Source organism: Streptosporangium sp. NPDC051022, from assembly GCF_040683035.1.
Lineage (GTDB): Bacteria > Actinomycetota > Actinomycetes > Streptosporangiales > Streptosporangiaceae > Streptosporangium.
Genome location: NZ_JBFBCF010000021.1, coordinates 15,055 through 34,084 on the forward strand (window position 1 = coordinate 15,055; position 19,030 = coordinate 34,084).

The 19,030-nt window shown below is 72.3% G+C and carries 12 protein-coding genes; 5 read left to right on the top strand and 7 right to left on the bottom strand.

Going from position 1 to position 19,030, the window contains the following annotated elements; genetic code table 11:
- Positions 1–401 precede the first annotated feature (401 nt).
- The gene (locus tag AB0N02_RS29235) at positions 402–626 is read left to right on the top strand and encodes a hypothetical protein (protein WP_363952949.1); all 225 of its coding nucleotides are present in this window, start codon (positions 402–404) and stop codon (positions 624–626) included.
- Entirely contained in the window at positions 623–1,591 is a 969-nt protein-coding gene (locus tag AB0N02_RS29240) for a hypothetical protein (RefSeq protein WP_363952951.1), read from the top strand. The genes AB0N02_RS29235 and AB0N02_RS29240 overlap by 4 nt, the downstream gene beginning before the upstream one ends.
- Positions 1,592–2,081: 490 nt before the next feature.
- Here the strand turns inward: AB0N02_RS29240 and AB0N02_RS29245 are convergent, their stop codons facing one another.
- Positions 2,082–3,446: a salicylate synthase gene (locus tag AB0N02_RS29245; protein ID WP_363952953.1), complete on the bottom strand. Its 1,365-nt coding sequence runs from the start codon at positions 3,444–3,446 to the stop codon at positions 2,082–2,084.
- An 89-nt stretch (positions 3,447–3,535) separates the two neighbouring features.
- Here AB0N02_RS29245 and AB0N02_RS29250 point away from each other — a divergent pair, with 89 nt between their 5' ends.
- Positions 3,536–5,107 carry an SIP domain-containing protein gene (locus tag AB0N02_RS29250; RefSeq protein ID WP_363952955.1) on the top strand — a complete coding sequence of 524 codons (1,572 nt, stop codon included), beginning with the start codon at positions 3,536–3,538 and terminating at the stop codon, positions 5,105–5,107.
- A 79-nt stretch (positions 5,108–5,186) separates the two neighbouring features.
- Here the strand turns inward: AB0N02_RS29250 and AB0N02_RS29255 are convergent, their stop codons facing one another.
- Genes AB0N02_RS29255 through AB0N02_RS29280 form a run of 6 tightly spaced genes read right to left on the bottom strand, consistent with a single transcriptional unit; the run spans position 5,187 to position 15,792 of the window.
- Entirely contained in the window at positions 5,187–6,242 is a 1,056-nt protein-coding gene (locus AB0N02_RS29255; protein WP_363952957.1) for an iron chelate uptake ABC transporter family permease subunit, read from the bottom strand.
- Positions 6,239–7,249, bottom strand: coding sequence for an iron chelate uptake ABC transporter family permease subunit (locus AB0N02_RS29260; protein ID WP_363952959.1), 1,011 nt, complete (start codon positions 7,247–7,249; stop codon positions 6,239–6,241). The genes AB0N02_RS29255 and AB0N02_RS29260 overlap by 4 nt, the downstream gene beginning before the upstream one ends.
- On the bottom strand, positions 7,234–8,013 hold the full coding sequence (locus tag AB0N02_RS29265; protein ID WP_363952961.1) for an alpha/beta fold hydrolase: 780 nt from the start codon (positions 8,011–8,013) through the stop codon (positions 7,234–7,236). Before AB0N02_RS29265 ends, AB0N02_RS29260 begins: the two co-directional genes overlap by 16 nt.
- Positions 8,006–11,449 carry an amino acid adenylation domain-containing protein gene (locus AB0N02_RS29270; protein ID WP_363952963.1) on the bottom strand — a complete coding sequence of 1,148 codons (3,444 nt, stop codon included), beginning with the start codon at positions 11,447–11,449 and terminating at the stop codon, positions 8,006–8,008. Before AB0N02_RS29270 ends, AB0N02_RS29265 begins: the two co-directional genes overlap by 8 nt.
- Positions 11,450–11,506: 57 nt before the next feature.
- On the bottom strand, positions 11,507–14,761 hold the full coding sequence (locus AB0N02_RS29275) for an amino acid adenylation domain-containing protein (protein ID WP_363952965.1): 3,255 nt from the start codon (positions 14,759–14,761) through the stop codon (positions 11,507–11,509).
- Positions 14,758–15,792 carry an iron-siderophore ABC transporter substrate-binding protein gene (locus AB0N02_RS29280; RefSeq protein ID WP_363952966.1) on the bottom strand — a complete coding sequence of 345 codons (1,035 nt, stop codon included), beginning with the start codon at positions 15,790–15,792 and terminating at the stop codon, positions 14,758–14,760. Before AB0N02_RS29280 ends, AB0N02_RS29275 begins: the two co-directional genes overlap by 4 nt.
- 159 nt (positions 15,793–15,951) lie before the next feature.
- Between AB0N02_RS29280 and AB0N02_RS29285 the strand changes: the two genes are divergently transcribed.
- Together AB0N02_RS29285 and AB0N02_RS29290 are read left to right on the top strand one after the other, a co-directional pair.
- Complete coding sequence (locus AB0N02_RS29285) at positions 15,952–17,589, top strand: AMP-binding protein (RefSeq protein WP_363952967.1); 1,638 nt, start codon at positions 15,952–15,954, stop codon at positions 17,587–17,589.
- Between the two features lie 20 nt (positions 17,590–17,609).
- The gene (locus tag AB0N02_RS29290; RefSeq protein ID WP_363952968.1) at positions 17,610–18,944 is read left to right on the top strand and encodes a lysine N(6)-hydroxylase/L-ornithine N(5)-oxygenase family protein; all 1,335 of its coding nucleotides are present in this window, start codon (positions 17,610–17,612) and stop codon (positions 18,942–18,944) included.
- The last annotated feature ends 86 nt before the right edge of the window (positions 18,945–19,030 follow it).

A 19,030-nucleotide genomic window follows, 5' to 3' on the forward strand; every position in this document is an offset into this window, starting at 1 on the left:
CGTGCGGGTGGCCGGATGCGGCCACGGGCACAACGGACCGTCTCGGGCCGGTTGGATACGTGGTCGCAGGCCACTGGGCCTCCGCCGTCCGGTCCGACGTCGGCAGCGGCTCCTAGACGCAGCGGCTTGTCTGTGTCGTGACGGGGCCGGGTGGTGGTCCTGAGCATCCGGCCGAATTGGTGCGGAAACCAGGGCCGATGCGCTGAACTGCGGCTATGCCGTTCCAAGGACCGGACAGAACCATGCTTCTGTCCGGTCAGCCCTCTGCCGTATCCGCCCGATATTTCCCGAGTACTACGGCAACCCGCCTATGTCAGGAGCAAGATAGTGATCAGACGTCTGTTCGCCTGTCCGGCCAGGTCGGCCCGCCGCACCTGATCGCCGAGACCATCCTGGCCGATTTGCGCGAGCAGCAGCGTCCGTCCGCGCTTGAGCGCAGTGTCCTGGCCCGGCAGTTGCTGGTGCTGTCACGCCGGTTGAACGCGGCGATCGGCGCTGTCGGCCGGCTCACCGCCCGTACCGATCCGTCCCCGATCCCGCCGGCGCAGCAGCAGACGACGCTGCGGGCCCTGGAGGAGGCCGCCGCCCGGGTGCGGCAGGTCCTGGCCGAGCTGGAGGTGCGGTGAACAACAAGGCCGGCAAACGTGGCAAGGACATCGCCGGGCTGGTGGCCTACCTGTTCGGGCCGGGGCGCGCCAACGAACACCGCGACCAGCGGGTGATCGCGGCCGATGAGATGCTGGAGGTCGCCGACGGCGCCCGCATGGAATGGGTCCGCGACCGGGCCCGGATCCGCGAGCTCGGCTACGCGCTGGACGACCACCGGGTGCTGGCCCGCGTCGCCCCGGACAGGGGGTGGGTGTGGCATTGTGCGATCGCGTTGCCGCCCGGCGAGGTCCTGGCGGATGAGCAGTGGGCGATCGTCGCCCGCACCGCCGTGGACCGGCTCGGCTTCACCGAAGACGAGCAGACCGGCCGGGCGCCGTGCCGGTGGATCGCGGTACACCACGGCCCCTCGGGGCCCGCACAGGGCGGTAACGACCACATCCACCTGGCGGTCAACCTCGTGCGCGAGGACTCCAGCGTCGCCGCGCCAGGCCGGGACTGGCGGGTCATGTCGAAGCTCTGCGCCGACATGGAGCGCGCCTTCGGCCTGCACGTGGTGGCGGGCCGTCCCGGCCGGGGCCGCCCCGGCTACAGCCGCGCCCAGATCGAACGCGCCCGCCGCACCGGGACCGACGTCGAGCGGCTCCGGGAACACCTGGAGCAAGCTGTGCGCGCCGCCGCGGCGGCCGCGGTGAGCGAGGCGGCCTTCGTCCAGGCGCTCACGCAGGCGGGGGTGTGGGTGCGGCCCCGCTACGCCGACGCCGCCCACACTCACGTCAGCGGCTACGCCGTGGCGCTGGCTCCCGCAGGCGGGGCGAAGACGGACGCGGTGTGGTTCGGCGGCGGCACCCTCGCCGCCGACCTGACGCTGCCGAAACTGCGCCGCCACACCCTGGCCCGCCACGGCGAGGCGGGCACCACTGCGGCCGACGCGCCGGTCCAGTGGGCACACCCCGCTCCGGCCACGCTCATCCCGGCGGGCTGAGGCGGCTCGGCTGCGCAGCCCCGGCGCCGAACCCGTCAAGCCCTCCCCCGCAGCGCGTACGGCGGCCGCACGGCCCGCCCAGCCACACCGCCGAGGCCGGGGCCGGTAAGCGACTTTTCGGAGTTTCCGGAGTGCCTTACGCGCACGCGCGAAGAGCTTCGGCGGGGAGGGTTTCGAGCGAGTTTTGAGCGTTTCGGGGCCGCCTTACGTGCGCGTGCGCGCGAGGCCGGGAGTCGGCAACGGTCCTTGACCGCGGTCCTGCTGACGCGGGGAACTCCTCAAGGATGCGGCGCTCCCCGGCCGGTGCACAAGCATCGAGCACGACAGTCTGCTCGACACCACGCCACGCCGGTCGACGTCGGCCAGGAGCACGCCGCGATGCGCGGCACGGCGGTGTTTTCGGGAGTTTCGGGACGCACGTTCTTCCCGGCCTTCGGAGAGGGTGCGGACCAGTGAGGCCCACCCACCTCCCCGATGGCCGGAAGCGATCTCAGGCGAGGTTGAGCGAATGCCTGGAGGTGTCCTGCGTCGCCACGGCGGCCGCGGGGACCAGGAAGCGGGACACGCTGTGCAGCTTTTCGCAGGTCTCCTCGAGTTCACGTTCGGGGGTGGACTGATGGACCACGCCGGCGCCCGCGCGCAGCCAGGTACGGCCTTCGCGGCGGAAGACGCTGCGCAGGACGAGGGCCGCGTCGATGGTGCCGTCGGCGTCGGCCGTCAGGACGGCGCCGCTGTACAGGCCGCGGGCCTCGTTCTCGGTGCGGCGGATCAGGTCACAGGCGGGGGCCTTGGGGACGCCGGAGGCGGTCACCGCGGGGAACAGGGCGGCGAGCCCGTGCCAGCCCGTACGGCCGGGCTCCAGACGTCCGGACACCTGGGAGGCCAGGTGCTGGACGCTGCCACGTTCCTTGATCGACATGAAGTCGTCGACCCGGACGTTCTCGGGCGCGCAGACGTGTGCCAGTTCCTCGACGGCCAGCCGTACGGAGATGGCGTGTTCGTAGACCTCCTTGGCGTCGCGGTAGAGCTCCTGGCGGCGGGCGCGGTCCAGGTCGTAGCGGCCGTCCAGGGCGCGGGTGCCGGCCAGTGGCTGGGTCAGCACGACACCGTCGGCGTCGACCCTGGCGACGATCTCGGGGCTGAATCCGGCGACCTCCCAGCCGCCGAGGCGCAACAGGAAGGACCGGGCGGGCTGGTTGCCGCGGCGACCGGCGAGGTAGGTGGCGGGCAGGTCGATCTCCTCGGGCACGGGCACCACCCGTGACAGGATGACCTTGTCGAGCCTGCGCCGCCCGATCTCGGTCACGGCGGTGGCGACGGCCCGCTGGTAGGCCAGGGCGCCGTAGGTGCTCACGTCCAGCGCCACGCGGTCGTGCCGGACCTGCTCGGCCTCCTGGCCGAGCAGGCGTTCCATCAGGTCCAGATCGGCCGGATCCAGGGCACGCAGAAGAGCCTTGCCCGGCCGCAGCCTGATCTCACGGGCCGGGACGAACAACTGGGCCAGAGGACCGTCCCCGGCGGGGCCGGCGGGCAGGTCGTGCAGGTGATAGGCGAGTTCGAACGCGGCCCAGCCGTACACGCGCCAGTCACGTACCGGAATCCGCCGCAGAGCCTCGGCCAGCGACTCCAGTGGGGGTCCCGCGGTCGTCGAGGCGGGGATCGCCCCCTGGCCGCTGACGGTGGTGCCCGCCGCTTCGACGCTGAGCGTGAAGTGATCGCCGTCGGCCCAGGCCACCTCTCCACGGCCTTCGTACACCAGATGAGCGCCAGGGGAGTTTCGGGCCAGACGGGTGGCGGTGGCGATGGGATCGGCGGTGAATGCGAGCTCTCGCTCCTGGTAGACGAGCTCGGGCATCTGCTTCCTCTCAAAGAGTTGATCTTGCAGTTTAGGTTAGGCAAACCTAATATAAATAAGGCTTACCTAAACTAGGAGAAGGGGTCGCGATGCAGGGCACGACCTGGAAGGCCGAAACGTACGTCACGGAAAATTCCGGTCAATACCAATCGGCGATGGAGGCGCTCGCGCTGGCGGCCGCCCACCTGCACGCCGGTGGGCGATTCGCCGACGTGGGATGTGGCGCCGGTGAAATCGCCGCCGCGATGGCCGAGCGCGAATTCGAGGTCACGGCGAACGACGCGTCGCCGTCCATGGTCGAGGCCACCAGGGCGCGCTGCGCCGGCCTGAAGGTGAGCGCCGAGGTTCAGGACGCGCACCGGCTCGACCTGCCGAGGGAACACTTCGACGTGGTCCACTCCTCGTGGATGCTGCACTGGCTGACCGACCCCGAGCACGCCGTCCGGACCATGGCCCGCGCGCTGCGGCCAGGCGGGCAGCTCATCCTGCAGTGGAGCTTCGGTCAGCCCGCCGCCGAAGGATTCCCGATGCGGGAGATCCTGGAGGGCGTGATCGCGCGCCCGGCCTGGCGTGAGCGGCTGGCGGCGACGCCGCTGGCGATGTTCCAGCACCCCGCCGATGTCGTGTGCGCGCTGCTGCGCGCCGAGGGCCTGGAGATCGAGCTGACCCAGCCGGACGTGGACGTGCCGGGCCCCAAGGATCCCCGGTCGCTGCGCCGGGTGACCAGGACGACCGCGTTCTCGGCACAGGCCGACGTCCTGGGTGAGGACGCGGACGCGTTCATCGACGAGGCGTTGCTGGCGCTGTTCGAGGCCGGGCAGATGAACGTGCACAACACCCGGGTGATCGCCCGCCGACCCGGCGGCGCGCCCGTGCCCGCCGCGCGCACACGCGCCTTCCCGCTGTCGGCCGGGCAGTTGCGGGTCGAGCAGGTCGAGGATCTGACGCCGCTGATGCGCCGCTTCGTCTTCACCGTGGAGAACCCCGACGAACTGCCGGTGGAGGAGCCCGGCGAGATCATCACCCTGATCTGGCCCGCGCCGGGCGCCACGGAGGCGGTCCTCCCCGAGATCGGCCGCTGGCGTTTCCCCGCCCACGCGGGCCGTCAGGTGACCCGCAACTACACCGTGCGCGCCTACGACCCGGACCGGCGCCTGGTCACGATCGACTTCTTCCTGCACGGCGACCACGGTCCGGCCTCCCGCTGGGCATCGGCCGCCGTCGCCGGGGACCGGATCGGGTACGGCGGCACCCGGGTGCACTGGGTGAGCGACCCGGCCGCCGAATGGACGTTGCTGGCCGGTGACGAGACCGCGCTGCCCGCCATCGACGCGATCGCCGAGACCAGACCCGCCGGGCATCCGGTGTTCGTCGTGGTCGAGGTCCGGGACGAGGCCGAGCGACCCGCCCTGGCCGCTCCCGGAGCACAGATCACCTGGCTGTATCGGGGTGACAACCCTCCCGGAGCGTCCCGCGCGATCGAGGCCGCGATCCGCGACCTGGACCTGCCGGCGGGCCGCGGGCAGATCTGGGCGGCGGGAGAGTCTCTGAGCATCCAGTCGTTGCGCCGCCACCTGCTGGAGGAGCGCGGTCTGAGCCGTGACCAGGTCAGTGCCCTGGGCTACTGGAACCACCCTCGTTCGGCCGCCGGACGGAGCTGACCGGGACGTGCCTGCCCGCCCGCCGACGGGTGGGCGGACAGGCACACCGGACATATCCGTGCGTGTCTCAGTACACATCTCAACGGACACGGCGCCCCCAGCGGAGCAGGGTCGCCAGGTAGAGGCCGCCGACCGCGGCGGTGACCACCCCGACGGGGAGGCGGCCTCCGGGAAACAACCACTGGGCGAGGGTGTCGGCGGCCAGGAGCAGCGCCGCCCCGCACAGCGCCGGTGACCACAGCGCGGTGGGTCCTCCTCCGCTCATCCGGGCCGCGATCTGCGGTGCGGCCAGTGCGACGAAGGGAACGGGCCCGGCGGCGGCGACCGCTCCCGCGGTCAGCCCGACACCGATGAGCATCGCCAGCAGGCGCGTCAGGTCGGGACGGACTCCCAGCGCTCTGGCGCTGTCCTCTCCCAGCTCCAGCGTTCGCAGCCGGGACAGCAGCGGGACCAGAGCGGGAAGCAGCACGACGGTCAGCACGGCGACCGGCAGGACCTGCTCCCAGGTCCTGCCGTTCAGCGAGCCGACCAGCCACTCCGCGGCGGCGCGCACGTCGGTCTGCTCGGCCCTGGACAGCAGGTAGGAGGTGACCGCGGTCAGCATCGCGGCCAGGCCGATGCCGACGATCACCATGCGCTGCCCGTGCAGCCCCGACCGGTAGGCCAGCAGGAACACCGCGGCCCCGGTGACCAGGCCGCCCGCTACGGCGCCGCCCGCCACCGCCGCGGCGCCCGCGTCGAACACCAGGATCTGCAGGACCGCTCCCGCGGAGGCCCCCGCGGTGAAGCCGATCACGTCGGGGCTGGCCAGCGGGTTGCGGCCGACACTCTGGAACACCATCCCGGCCGCGCCGAGGGCCAGACCCGCCAGTACGGCCACCAGCACCCGCGGCAGCCGTACCGACCAGACCAGATAGCCGGTCGCCTGCTCGCCGGTGCCGGTGAGGGCGGCCCAGACCTCGGCGGGGCTCAGCGCCATGGCGCCGACCAGGACGCCGGTCAGGGCCAGCACCGCCACCGCGACCGTCAGGAACAGGCCCGTCGCCAGCGCCCGCGGCCGGGCCCGCGCCGACAGGCCCCCCGGCAGCCTCACCGTCCGGCCGGGCGGACGCAGCTCGGAAACCGACGAGGTCACGTGACCACCACCCGGGGCCTGCGGGCCACCGCGATCAGGACGGGCGCGCCGAGGAAGGCGCACACGACCGCGACCTGGATCTCGGCGGGCCGGTCCACCAGCCGGCCCACGATGTCGGCGGCCAGCAACAGGGTCGGGGCCAGCAGCGCCGACGCGGGCAGCACCCACCTCTGGTCGGGACCGAAAAGGGCGCGTGCCAGATGCGGCACGGCCAGCCCGAGGAAGGCGATCGGCCCCGCGGCCGCGGTCGCGGCGCCGCACAGGACGGTCACCGCGACGACGGTGGCGAGCCTGGCCCTGGCCAGGTTGACGCCGAGCGCGGCGCCCGTCCCCTCACCGAGCGCGATCACGTTGAGGGCTCGGCCGAGCGGGAACGCCAGTGCGAGCCCGGCCAGGATCGGCCACGCGACGGCCGAGACCACGCCGGACTCCCGTCCCGCGAGCGCGCCGACCGCCCAGAACCGGAACCGGTCCAGCGTGATCGGATCCAGCAGGATCGCCCCCTGCACCAGGGCCAGCAGGGCGGCCGAGACCGCCGCCCCGGCCAGCACCATCCGGATCGGGGTGGGACCGCCACGGGTGGTGGCCCCGATCGCGTACACCGCGACGGAGGCCAGGGCGGCTCCGGCGAAGGCGAACCAGAGCTGCCCGCCCGCGGTGTCCACCCCGAGGGTGAGAAAGGCGACCACCATCGCCAGCGCGGCCCCGGCGTTGACGCCGAGCAGGCCGGGGTCGGCCAGCGGGTTACGGGTGAGCGCCTGCATCAGCGCCCCTGCCGTGCCAAGAGCCGCCCCGGCCAGGATGCCGAGCAGTGTGCGCGGCAGCCGCAGGTCGTGCACGACGGCGGCGGCGTCCGATCCGTCGGGATGCAGCAACAGAGACCACACCTGGCCGAAGGGGATGAAGCGGGTGCCCACGCCGATGCTCAGCGAGGCGACCAGCAGCAGTGCCCCGGCCGCGCCCACCAGGATCAGTGGGCGGGCCCGGGCGTTCACGCCGGTGGCCACGGCAGGGCGCGGATGCGCTGGGCGCCGAGGAAACGCACCACGTGCGCGACCACCTCGGCCTCCTTCTCGATCAGGTAGAAATGGCCGCCGGGGAAGACCGACAGGCCGGTGAAGCGACGGGTTATCTCACGCCACCGGTCGGCGTCGCCTTCGAACACCTCACGGTCGCTGTCGCCGAAGAGCACGGTCACCGGGACGTCCAGCACCGGCTTAAGGTCGGGCAGGTAGTTCCCGATCAGCGTGAAGTCGGTCCGGAAGGCGGGCAGGACCAGGTCGCGGAAGTCGGGGTCGGCCAGCATCTCCGGCGGGGTGCCCCCCAGTTCGTGCAGATGCTCGATGATCCGTTCATCGTCGAATCCAGCCACGGCCGACGGCAGGTCGCGCTGACGGCGCGGGCTCTGGCGGCCCGACAGGGCCAGTCCCAGAGGGCTCCGCCCGCGCCTCTCCAGCCTCCGGGTCACCTCGAAGGCGACGGAGGCGCCCATGCTGTGACCGAACAGGACGGTTGGGACGTCCATGTGGGGGGCCAGGACCTGGGTCACGGCGTCGGCCAGGACGGACATGTCCTCGATCGGCGCCTCCTCGAACCGGCGCTCCCTGCCCGGGTAGGCCAGGCCGAGGACCTCCAGGTCGGCGGGCACGCGCGTGCTCCAGCCCCGGAAGAAGTTGGCCGAGGCCCCGGCGGGGCCGAAGCAGACGATCCGCCCCGCCGGATTCGGATGGGCCTGCCAGCCGCGGATCCACATCGGGTCCAGATCAGCCATGTCCAGCCTCCGCCCCTTCCGTGCCCGGCTCGCCGTCAAGCTCGCTGTCGAGCTCGTCGTCGGTCATGGCCTCGATCTCCAGGTAGAGTTCGGCGACCTGGGCGGTGCGGTCGTCGCCGATCTGGTCGGCCAGCCTCGACACCGTCGGATGCCGCAGGATGTCGTGGACCGAGACCGCGTCGGTGTCCAGCGCGTCCCGCAGTCTGCCGACGATCACGGTGGCCAGCACCGAGTCGCCACCGAGCAGGAAGTAGTCGTCGTCCGCGCCGACCTTCTCCAGCCCGAGCGCCCTGGACCAGACGAGGGCGATCACCTGTTCCAGCGCGGTGACCGGCTCGGCCCGTCCCGGCGTCTGTGCCTGGGCGGTGACCAGCGCGGTCAGCGCGCGGCGGTCGACCTTGCCGTTGCCGGTCAGCGGCAGGGCGTCGACGACGACCACCAGGTCCGGGACCATGTGCGCGGGCAGCCGTTCGGCCACGTGCGCCGTGATCTCCTCCTCGGTGAGGCCTCCGGCCGCGGCCACCACGGCGTGCAGTCGCGGCGCGCCGTTCCTGACGACCAGGGCGGTGGCCTGGCGCACGGCGGGATGGGAGGTCAGGGCAGCCTCGACCTCGCCGAGCTCGATCCGGAAACCGCGGATCTTCACCTGGTGGTCGGCGCGGCCGAGGAACTCGATCGTGCCGTCCTGCCAGTACCTGGCCCGGTCGCCGGTGCGGTACCAGCGCGCGCCGTCCAGGAAGACGAACCGGTCGGCGGTGCGCTCGGGGTCGCCCCGGTAGCCCTCCGCCACGCCCGCGCCACCGATCCACAGTTCGCCGGGCACCCAGTCGGGGCAGTCCCGGCCCTGGGCGTCGGCCACCCGGCAGCGCACGTTCCGCAGCGGCGCGCCGTAGGGGACGCTGGTCCAGCCCGCGGGGGTACGGCCGGCGACGACCTCCTGGAAGGTGGAGTGGATCGCGGTCTCGGTGGTGCCGCCCAGACCGGCGAAGCGGCAGCCCGGAACCTGGGCGGCGAGTCTGGTCGGCAGGTCGACGCCGACCCAGTCACCGCCGAGCAGGACCGCGCGGAGGGTCGGGCCGAGCGGGTCGCGTTCGGCGGCCGTCAGCAGCATGTCGAGCAGGCTCGGCACGCAGTTGAGCACGCTCACCCGATGCGCGTGCACCTGGCGCACCCACGACTCGGCGTCCCGGCGTGCCTCCTCCTCGATGGTGACCACGGCGCCGCCGGTCGACAGCGGCGCGAAGATGTCGAAGACCGACAGGTCGAAGTCGAGCGCCGACAGAGCGAGCGTCCGGTCGTCCGGGCCGAGGGCGAACCTGTCGGTGAGGTCGGCGACGGTGTTGGCGGCGGCCAGGTGGGAGACCTCCACGCCCTTCGGCTCGCCGGTCGATCCCGAGGTGAACAGCACGTAGGCGACGGCCTCGGGGGCGGTCGCGGCCGGTTCGGCCAGCGGCTCGGGCCAGTTCAGCGCGTCCTGGTAGGCCAGGCTCTGGCCGAGCACCACGTCGGCCCCGGCCCTGGCGATGATCCGTTCGGCTCTGGCCTGTGGCTGTTCGACGCCGATCGGCACGTAGTGGCCTCCGGCGGCGAGCACACCGAGGACGGCCACCACCTGTTCCGGGCCCTTGGGCAGGCGGATCGCGACCGGGTCGCCGTCGCGCACGCCGTGCGCGCGCAGCGCCCCCGCCACCCGCAGGGCCCCTTCCGCCAGCTCGCCGTAGGTGGTCGTGCTTCCGGAGCCGAGGAGGGCGGGGGCCTGGGGGGTGCGGGCGGCCTGGGCGAAGAAGAGGCCGTGCAGCGGGAGAGCCGGCAGGGGGCCGTCGGTGTCGTTGGCCTCGGCTCTGACCTTCAGAGTGGCGGCGGGCAGTAGCGGCCCGACGGGCTCGTCCCACGCCTCGGGGCCGCCGATCCTGGCCAGCAGGGTGCGGAAGGCGGCGAACATGTCCTCGGGCAGGCCGTCGGGGAACGCCCCGGCGCGGACGTCCCAGTTGGCGAGCAGGCCGCCGTGGAACTCGGTGATCTGTGCGTCGAGCAGTACCTGCGGTCCCTGGGAGACGATCCACACCGGCTCTCCCAGGCAGGACTCGACCTCGGGGCCGAACAGCTCGCCCAGGTCCAGGGCGCTGGTGAACACCACGGGGGCCAGCACCGGTGCGCCCTGCTCGCGGGCCAGGTCGCGCAGGACGTCCAGGCCGGCGTAGGAGGAGTGCGCCGCGGCCTCGTGCATGCGTTCCTGGATCCGGGCGGCCCGCTGCGCGAAGGTGCGCCGCTCGGTCAGGTCCACCTCCAGCATGATCGAGCCGGTGAAGTCGCCGACCAGGTTGTCCACATCCGGGTGCAGCGGGCGGCGGTCGAACAGCGGCACGTTGAGCAGGAACCGGGGTTCGCCGCTCCAGGCTCCGACGACCTCGGCGAACACGGTCGCCACGGCGACGGCGGGGGTGAGACCGCGGGCACGCGCCGCGGTGGTGAGGCGGTCGCGTTCGTCCGGGGAGAGCCAGTGGTGCAGCCGGGTGACCCGGTCGGGCTCCTCGGGGTCGGTGCGCAGGGGCAGGGCGGGGGCGCCGGGCAGGTCCGGCACCCGCTCGCGCCACCAGGCGACGTCGCGCTCGGCCGGGTGCCGGGCGGCGCGGACCGCCTGGTAGCCGGCGAAGGTGCAGCCGATCTCGGGAAGCCGCGCGGCAGGGTCCCGGTACAGGGCGACCAGGTCGGACAGCAGCACCCGGTAGCTGCGGGCGTCGGCGGCGAGCATGTCGACGTCCACGTGCACCCGGGTACCGCCGCCGGGCAGCAGGGTGACCCTGATGTCGAACATGCGGCCCGCGGCCACGTCGAGGAGCTGGTGGGAGAGCCGGTCGCGCAGCTCCGCCAGGCGGTTCTCCGCCTCCTGCGGCGTGGCCTCGCGCAGGTCCAGGACCTCGATTTCCGCACCTCTGGTCCATGCCTCGATCACCTGCCGGCCGTCGTCGGTGACGCGGGCGCGCAGCATCGGATGCCGCTCGGCCAGCGCGGCGACCGCGGTGCCGAGCCTGGCCGGGTCGACGCCGTGGCCGTCGAACTCGGTGTAGAGGTGGGCGGCGACCGAGCCGAGTTCGGCCGATCCACCCCGGCCGACCCAGTAGGCGTGCTGCATCGAGGCCAGCGGGAACGGGCCGTCCACGTCCACGAGCGCCGGAGCCGGTTCGGCCTCGGGTACGGCCTCGGCCTCGGGCTCGGGTGAGGGAGCGATCAGGCGTGCCCACTCGGCCAAGGTGGGGGTGCGGGCCAGGTCGCCGAATCCGACGGCGACGCCGGCCCGTCGGCAACGGTCGGCGATCCGCATGAACCGGATCGAGTCCAGGCCGAGGGCGATCAGATCGTCGTGGTCGCCCGGCGGGGTGGTGCCCGCACCGAGCTGCTCGGTGGCCAACTGCCGGAGGTCGTCGATCGTCAGCATGAAGTGAAGGTGTCCTTTGCTTCCTTGACGGTGCGGACGGTAGGGGACGGCTGTGCTCTAGGAGGAGGCCAGGGCGACGGCGAGCGCCGCCGGGGTCTTGTTCGTGAACAGATCACGGACACCGAGTTCGGCGCCCCGCTCGCGGGCGGCCCGCACGAGCCGGACGGCCGCCAGGCTGTCACCGCCCAGTTCGAAGAAGTCGTCCTCGGCCCCGACCGACTCCAGGCCGAGAACCTCGGCGAAGGCGGCGCACAGCGCCTCCTCCGCCGGAGTCCGCGGTGCTCGCCCGGCCCTGGCCTCGGGCGCGGGGGCGGGTAGCGCGGCCCTGTTCAGCTTGCCGTTGGGCAGCAGCGGCAGTGCCGACAGCGTCATGACGGCGGAGGGGACCATGTGGTCGGGCAGTTCGGCGGCGACCGCGCGCCGGACCGCCGTGGGGTCCACGGTGCCGTGGGCGTCGACCACGTAGCCGATGAGCCGTCGCAGTCCTGGGCGTTCCTCCCGGACGGTCACCACCACCGGGCGCTCACCGGCCGCGCGGCGCAGTGCCGCCTCCACCTCGGCGGGCTCCACCCGGAAACCGCGGATTTTGACCTGGTCGTCGGCGCGGCCGAGGAACTCCAGCTCGCCGTCGTCCCGCCAGCGCATCAGGTCGCCCGTCCGGTAGAGGCGCTCGCCCGCCGGCCCCGTGACGAAACGTTCGGCGGTCAGGTCGGGGCGGCCCAGGTAGCCCTCGGCCAGCCCGTCGCCGCCCACGTACAGCTCGCCGGGAACTCCGGGGGGCACGGGCAGGCCGGCGCCGTCCAGGAGCGCCACCGTCGCGCCGTACACCGGGCGGCCGACCGCCGGGCCGCGCCCGGGCAGCACCCGGGCGATCAGCGAGTCCACGGTGGCCTCGGTCGGGCCGTACAGGTTGAAGGCCGCCGTCCCGGGCAGTTCGGCCAGCCGCTGCCACAGCGCGGGCGAGACCGCCTCTCCGCCGAAGCCGAGGACCGCGGGCAGCCGCCCTCCGTGCTCGGTCTCCAGCCAGCGCAGCGTCTCCTCCAGCAGCGAGGGGGTGAGCTCGATGAAGTCCAGCCTCCGCTTGTCGACGGCGGCGGCGAGGGTGCGCGGGTCGGCGTAGGTGTCGTAGGGCAGGACGTGCAGCTCGTGCCCGTCCAGCAGCCACAGCTGCGGCTGCCAGGAGGCGTCGAAGGAGAAGGACCAGGCGTGCCCGACTCGCAGCCGATCCCGCCTGGTGCGCTCGCGGGCGGTCTTGAACAGGTCCTCGCGGTGGCTGTGGAACAGGTTGACCAGGCCCCGGTGCGGGACGACGACGCCCTTGGGCCGCCCGGTCGAGCCCGAGGTGTAGATCACGTACGCCGGGTGGCCGGGGTCGATCGGCACGGCGAGGTCGTGTCCCGGCAGGCCGGACAGGCGGGCCGCCGTCTCCGGGGCGTCCAGGTCGATCAGGCGCGTCCCGTCCGGCGGCGCGGGCACGTCGGCCCCGCCCGCGGTCAGCAGGATCGCCGGACGGGCGTCGGCCAGGACGTAGGCCAGGTGGTCCGCCGGGTATCCGGTGTCCAGCGGGACGTAGGCGGCGCCGGACTTGAGCACCGCCAGGATCGCCACCATCGTGTCCGGCGAGCGGGGAAGCGCCAGCGCGACCCGCCCGCCCGGCGCCGCCCCCTCCGCGGCCAGCAGCCTGGCCAGCCGGTTGGCCCGTTCGTTGAGCTGCTCGAAGGACAGGCTGCCGCCCTCGACGGCCAGCGCCGGATGATCGGCCGAGACCGCCGCCTGCCGTTCGAACAGGTCGGTCGCGGTGACCGCGGGCACCGGCCGGGGGTGTGGTCTGCGCGCCCACTCGCCCAGGACCAGCGGGCGCTCCTCGGCGAGCAGCAGGTCCAGCTCGGTCACCGGCACCTCGGGGTCGGCCACGGCCTGCGCCAGGATCTGCTCCAGCCTGCGCATCAGCTTGACCACGGTGGCCTCGTCGAACAGCGCGCTGCGATAGGTCGCCTCGATGGACAGGCGGGTGCCGAGCAGGAACGCCTCGAAGGACAGGTCGAGCTGGGCGGTGCCGTTGTGGAAGGTCTCCCAGGTCACCTCGAGCCCGGGGAGTTCGGGGCCGGTCATGCCCTGGGTGAGGAAGACGATCGTGACGTCGAACAGCGGCCCGCGGTCCAGCCTCCGCTCCACGCCGAGCTCGTCCAGCAGCAGGTCGAAGGGGACGTCCTGGTTGGCGTACGCCTCGGCGCACACCTCTCTGACCCGCCCGAGCAGTTCCCGGAAACAGGGGCGGCCGCTCAGGTCGACGCGCAACGCCAGCGTGTTGCCCAGGTTGCCGATCAACCGGGTCAGCTCGGCGTGGTCGCGGTTGAGGGTGGGCGTGCCGATCGCGACCTCTTCGGACTGGGCGTAGCGGCCCAGCAGTGCGGCCAGTCCCGCCACCAGCGCCATGAACGGGGTCGCCCCGGCGCTCGCGGACAGCGCGGTGAGTCCGCCGGTGAGGTCGGCGGGCAGGTGGTGGGTGTGGCGGCCGCCCTCGCCGCTGACCGTGGCGGTGCGCTCGCGGTCGGTGGGCAGGTCGATCCTGGCGGGCGGCGGGGTGAGCCTGGCACGCCAGGCCTCGATCTGGCTCCGGTCGGGGTCACGCTGCCACCGGTCGCGGTGCCAGGCCGCGAAGTCGGCGTACTGCACCGATAACTCGGGCCGCGTCTCCGGCCTGCCCTCCGCGAGGTCGCGGTAGGCGGCGCTCAGCTCCGCCGACAGCACCCCGAACGTCATCCCGTCCCAGGCGATGTGCTGTACCACCATGACCAGCACGTGCCGCTCGTCGGCCAGCCGTACCAGCACCAGGCGCAGCGGGCTGCCGCCGGCCAGGTCGAACGGGTCGCGTCCCGCCTGGCGTGCCAGCGCGGCCAGCGCCGGTTCTCGCTCGGCTTCCGGAAGACCGCTCAGGTCCCGCTCGTGCCACTCGGGGGCGAGCCGGTCCAGCACGAGCTGGTACGGCGCGCCGTCCTGATCGGTCCGGTAGACGGTGCGCAGCACCTCCTGCCGGTCGGCGACCCTGCCGAAGGCCTCCCGCAGCAGGGCCGGGTCGAGTGGTCCGGCCAGCCTCAGCATGATGCACACGTTGAACGCCGCGCCGCTCGGGTCGACCTGGTGGATGAACCACATCCGCTGCTGGGCGTAGGACAGCGGGACCGGCTCCCCCGCGGGGCGGCGCGGAATCCTGGCCCGTTCGGCGGGAGCGGCCAGGCCACGCTGATCGAGCCTGCGGCGTAGTAACTCGCGGAGCCGTTCCTCCCGCGTCAGGGTGTTCCCGGCCGTCACGCCATCGCCTTTTCGATCTTCGGAAGGATCTGGTCGATCGCCCAGGACGTGTTCAGCACGCCGGGGGCGATCAGCGGGAAGGCCAGCGAGCCGTCGACCGTGACGTACCGGCCTTCCTTGACCGCCGGGATCTTCGAGAAGACCGCGTTGCCCTCGAAGGTCTTCTGCGCGTCGGGAGAGGGGAAGAAGACGATGACCAGGTCGGCGTCGATGAGGTCCAGGCGCTCGGCGCTCACCTCACGCTTGGCGCCCAGCTCCCGTACCTTGGGCGACAGTTCGAAGCCGAAGGAGGAGAACATCCGGGCCGAGGCCTCGTTCGGATCGGTCACGGTGGGGATCTGCGCCAAGGTGGCTCCCTGGGTGAAGGTGAACGTCTTGCCCTGCCAACCGGGGTGGTCGGCACGGATCTTGGCGAACCTGTCCTCGACCTCCTTGATCGCGGCGGCCGCCTTGTCCTCGGCGCCCAGCGCTCTGCCGATCAGGGTGGTCTGCTGCTGCCAGGTGTCCTGGAAGGGCGCCTCGCCCTCGTAGCTGATCACCGGGGCGATGGGGGACAGCTTGGCGAAGTCGTCGGGAATGCCCCGGTGCATCCCGGCCAGGATCAGGTCGGGCTTGAGCGCGAGGATCTGTTCGACGTCGACGGTGTTGGCCTCGAGCAGGGTGGGTGTCCTCCCCTGCAGCTTGGCGGCCACCCAGGGCTCGATCTCACCGGGGTGACCGGCCGCCTTGGGCATGCCGACCGGAACGACGCCGCACGCCAGGGCGGCATCGGCCGTCCCGGTGGGGAAGCCGACGGTGACGACCCGCTCGGGCCGCTTGGGGATGGTGATCTGGCCGAGTTTGGTGGCGATCGTGCGGGGGAATCCTCCCGCGTCGGCGACGGGCGCGGCCGACCCTGTCGCCGCGGCGGGGGTCGCGGCATCGGTGGCGGCTCCGCAGGCGGTCAGCAAGAGGCCCGCGCCAACGGCTGCCCCCGCCCCCAGAAACCTCCTCCGGTCCATCGGAGTGAGGGTGAAAGGACGCTGGGACATCTGGACCTCCGGTCGAACATGAGGTAGATCAATGTTTGGATAGGCTAGCCTAAATCATGTTTGGGTAGCCTAACCTAAATTAATCTCGTACATTCGCCTCATGCAATACCTCTCCGCCTGAATCGCCGCGCCGGAAACCCCGACTCCGCTGGAGTTCTGATGCCGTCAGCCGCCCCTGCTCCCCTGCCTTCCGGACTCACTCCCTGGCCGCCCGATTTAGCCGTTTGTTACCGCGAAAAGGGCATTTGGAATGGCCGCACCCTTGGAGCCCTGCTCACCGAGTGGGCCCGCGCCTACGGTGAGAGCACCGCGCTGGTGGCCGGCGAGGACCGTCTCACCTACCGGGACCTCGACCTGCGTGCCGACCGGATGGCCGCCGCGCTGGCCGGCCTGGGCATCCGCCCCGGCGACCGGGTCCTGGTCCAGCTGCCCAACACCGGCGCGTTCGTGATCCTGTTCTTCGCCCTGGTACGCCTGGGAGCGGTGCCGGTCCTCACCCTGCCCGCCCACCGGATCACCGAGATCGGCCATCTGGCCCGGCTGTCGGAGGCCGTCGCCTACGTCATCCCCGACGTACTGCAGAGCGACGGGTTCGACTACCGCGAGCTGGCCCGCGCGGTGCTGGAGCAGGCGCCGACGGTGCGGCACGTCCTGGTCGACGGCGACCCGGGACCGTACCTCGCGCTGGCCGGCCTGGACGCCGAACCGCGGGAACTGCCCGAGCCCGACGCGACCGACGTCGCGCTGCTCCTGGTCTCGGGCGGGACGACCGGAGTGCCCAAGCTCATCCCCCGGACCCACCAGGACTACGGCTACAACGCCAGGGCCAGTGCCGAGGTCTGCGGACTGGACGCCGACAGCGCCTACCTGGCCTGCCTGCCCGTGGCGCACAACTTCGCCCTGGCCTGCCCCGGCGTGCTGGGAACCCTCAGCGTCGGAGGCAAGGCCGTACTGGCGCCCTCACCCGCACCGCACGACGCGTTCCCGCTCATCGAGGCCGAAAAGATCACCATCACCGCGCTCGTGCCGCCGCTGATCCCGCTGTGGCTGGAGTCGGCCGAATGGGACCCCGCCGACCTGTCCAGCCTGCGCGTCCTGCAGGCCGGCGGATCCAAGCTGCCCGAGGAGGTCGCCCGGCGGATCCCCGACGGCCTGGGCTGCGCGGTCCAGCAGGTGTTCGGCATGGCCGAGGGGCTGCTCAACTACACCCGCCTCGACGACGACCCCGAGATCGTCGCGGTGTCCCAGGGGCGCCCGCTCTGCCCCGAGGACGAGATACGCGTCGTCGACGGCGACGGCGTCCCGGTCGCTCCCGGGCAGGTGGGCGAACTGCTGACCCGAGGCCCCTACACGCTGCGCGGCTACTACCGCGCGCCCGAGCACAACGCCACCGCCTTCACCGCCGACGGCTACTACATCTCCGGCGACCTGGTCCGGCAGCTGCCCTCGGGACACCTGGTCGTCGAAGGACGGGTGAAGGACACCATCGACCGGGGCGGGGAGAGCGTCTCGGCAGAGGAGATCGAGAACCACCTGCTCACGCACCCCTCGATCCGCCGGGCCGCCGCCGTCGGACTGCCCGACACAGGCCAGGGAGAGCAGCTGTGCGCCGTCGTGGTGCCCGACTCGGCTTCCCCCGAGCTCCGGGAGCTACGCCTCTTCCTGATGGAACGCGGGCTGGCAGCCTTCAAACTGCCGGACCGGCTGGAAGTCGTCGAGCACTTCCCCCTCACCGCGGTCGGAAAGATCGACAAACGTGCCCTTGCCCAGCTGATCAGTCAGCGATCCCCCGCGTGACCACCCACGAGAGGAATGGCGTGCCCACCTTCGACCCCGCCTCCCCCGACGCCCCCCTGGACCTGCTCGGGGTCGGGTTCGGACCCGCGAACCTGGCACTGGCGATCGCGCTGCGCGAGCACAACGACCATCCCGCGGCGCATCCGGTGACGGCCCTGTTCGCCGAGAGCCAGCAGTGTTTCGGCTGGCACCGCGGCATGCTGATCGAGGGCGCCACGATGCAGGTGTCCTTCCTGAAGGACCTGGCCACGATGCGCCGCCCCACCAGCGAGTACGGATTCCTCTCCTACCTGCACGAACGAGGCAGGCTGGCCGACTTCATCAACCACAAGACGATGTTCCCCACCCGGGTGGAGTTCCACGACTACCTGGAGTGGGCGGCGGCCCGCTTCGGCTCCCAGGTGCGCTACGGCACGCGCGTGGAGACGCTACGGCCGGTCCGGGCCGACGACGGCACGATCGTGGCCGTCGACGCGCTGACCTCCGACGGCACGCTCGTCGGCCGGGCCCGCAACGTGGTACTGGGCATGGGGCTGCGCCCGTACCTGCCGGAGGATGTCCGCACTGGCGAGCGGATCTGGCACACCAGCGAACTGCTCGGCCGCCTGCAGGCCCTGCCGTCTCTGCGTCACCGGCGTTTCGTCGTCGTCGGCGCCGGGCAGAGCGCGGCCGAGGCGGTCGAGCACCTGCACCGCTCCTACCCCGAGGCCGAGGTGCACGCCGTCTTCAGCCGGTACGGCTACAGCCACGCCGACGACAGCGCGTTCGCCAACCGCATCTTCGACCCCGGTGCCGTGGACGACTTCTACGACGCCCCCGAACACGTCAAGCAGCGACTGCTCGCCTACCACGGCAACACCAACTACTCCGTCGTCGACCTCGACCTCATCGAGGAGCTGTACCGGCGGGTCTACCAGGAGAAGGTCTCCGGCTCCGCCCGGCTGCACATCCTCAACACAAGCCACGTCACGGCCCACGAGGAGCTGCCCGACGGTGTGCGCGTGGAGGTCGACACGGCGGGATCTTCCACCCGGACGTCGCTGCCGTGCGACGCCCTCGTCTACGCGACGGGCTACCGGCCCGCGGACCCGACGGCCCTGCTGGGAGAGCTCGCCCCGCTGTGCGAGACCGACGAGCCGGGCAGGCTCAAGGTCGCGCGCGACTACCGGGTCCTCACCTCCGCCGAGCTGCGCTGCGGCATCTATCTGCAGGGCGGGACCGAGCACACGCACGGCATCTCCTCCTCGCTGCTGTCGAACAGCGCGATACGGGCCGGAGAGATCCTGGACTCGGTCATGCGCCACCGGCAGAGCGGCACCGCCGAACCGGCCCGCTCCCATCTGGCCACCCGTTAGAGACCCCCACCTGGCCCCGCTGGAAATCGTCCATGAGGCCCGCCTGCGCGCGCTCCGACGAGCCATCGCACAGGCGGGTATCTGAA

What these genes read in the sequence shown, in the direction of transcription:
- AB0N02_RS29250 (WP_363952955.1), top strand. Translation starts at nt 3,536, where the DNA reads ATGCAGGGCACGACCTGGAAGGCCGAAACGTACGTCACGGAAAATTCC.
- AB0N02_RS29280 (WP_363952966.1), bottom strand. Translation starts at nt 15,792, where the DNA reads ATGTCCCAGCGTCCTTTCACCCTCACTCCGATGGACCGGAGGAGGTTT.
- AB0N02_RS29265 (WP_363952961.1), bottom strand. Translation starts at nt 8,013, where the DNA reads ATGGCTGATCTGGACCCGATGTGGATCCGCGGCTGGCAGGCCCATCCG.
- AB0N02_RS29270 (WP_363952963.1), bottom strand. Translation starts at nt 11,449, where the DNA reads ATGCTGACGATCGACGACCTCCGGCAGTTGGCCACCGAGCAGCTCGGT.
- AB0N02_RS29285 (WP_363952967.1), top strand. Translation starts at nt 15,952, where the DNA reads ATGCCGTCAGCCGCCCCTGCTCCCCTGCCTTCCGGACTCACTCCCTGG.
- AB0N02_RS29245 (WP_363952953.1), bottom strand. Translation starts at nt 3,446, where the DNA reads ATGCCCGAGCTCGTCTACCAGGAGCGAGAGCTCGCATTCACCGCCGAT.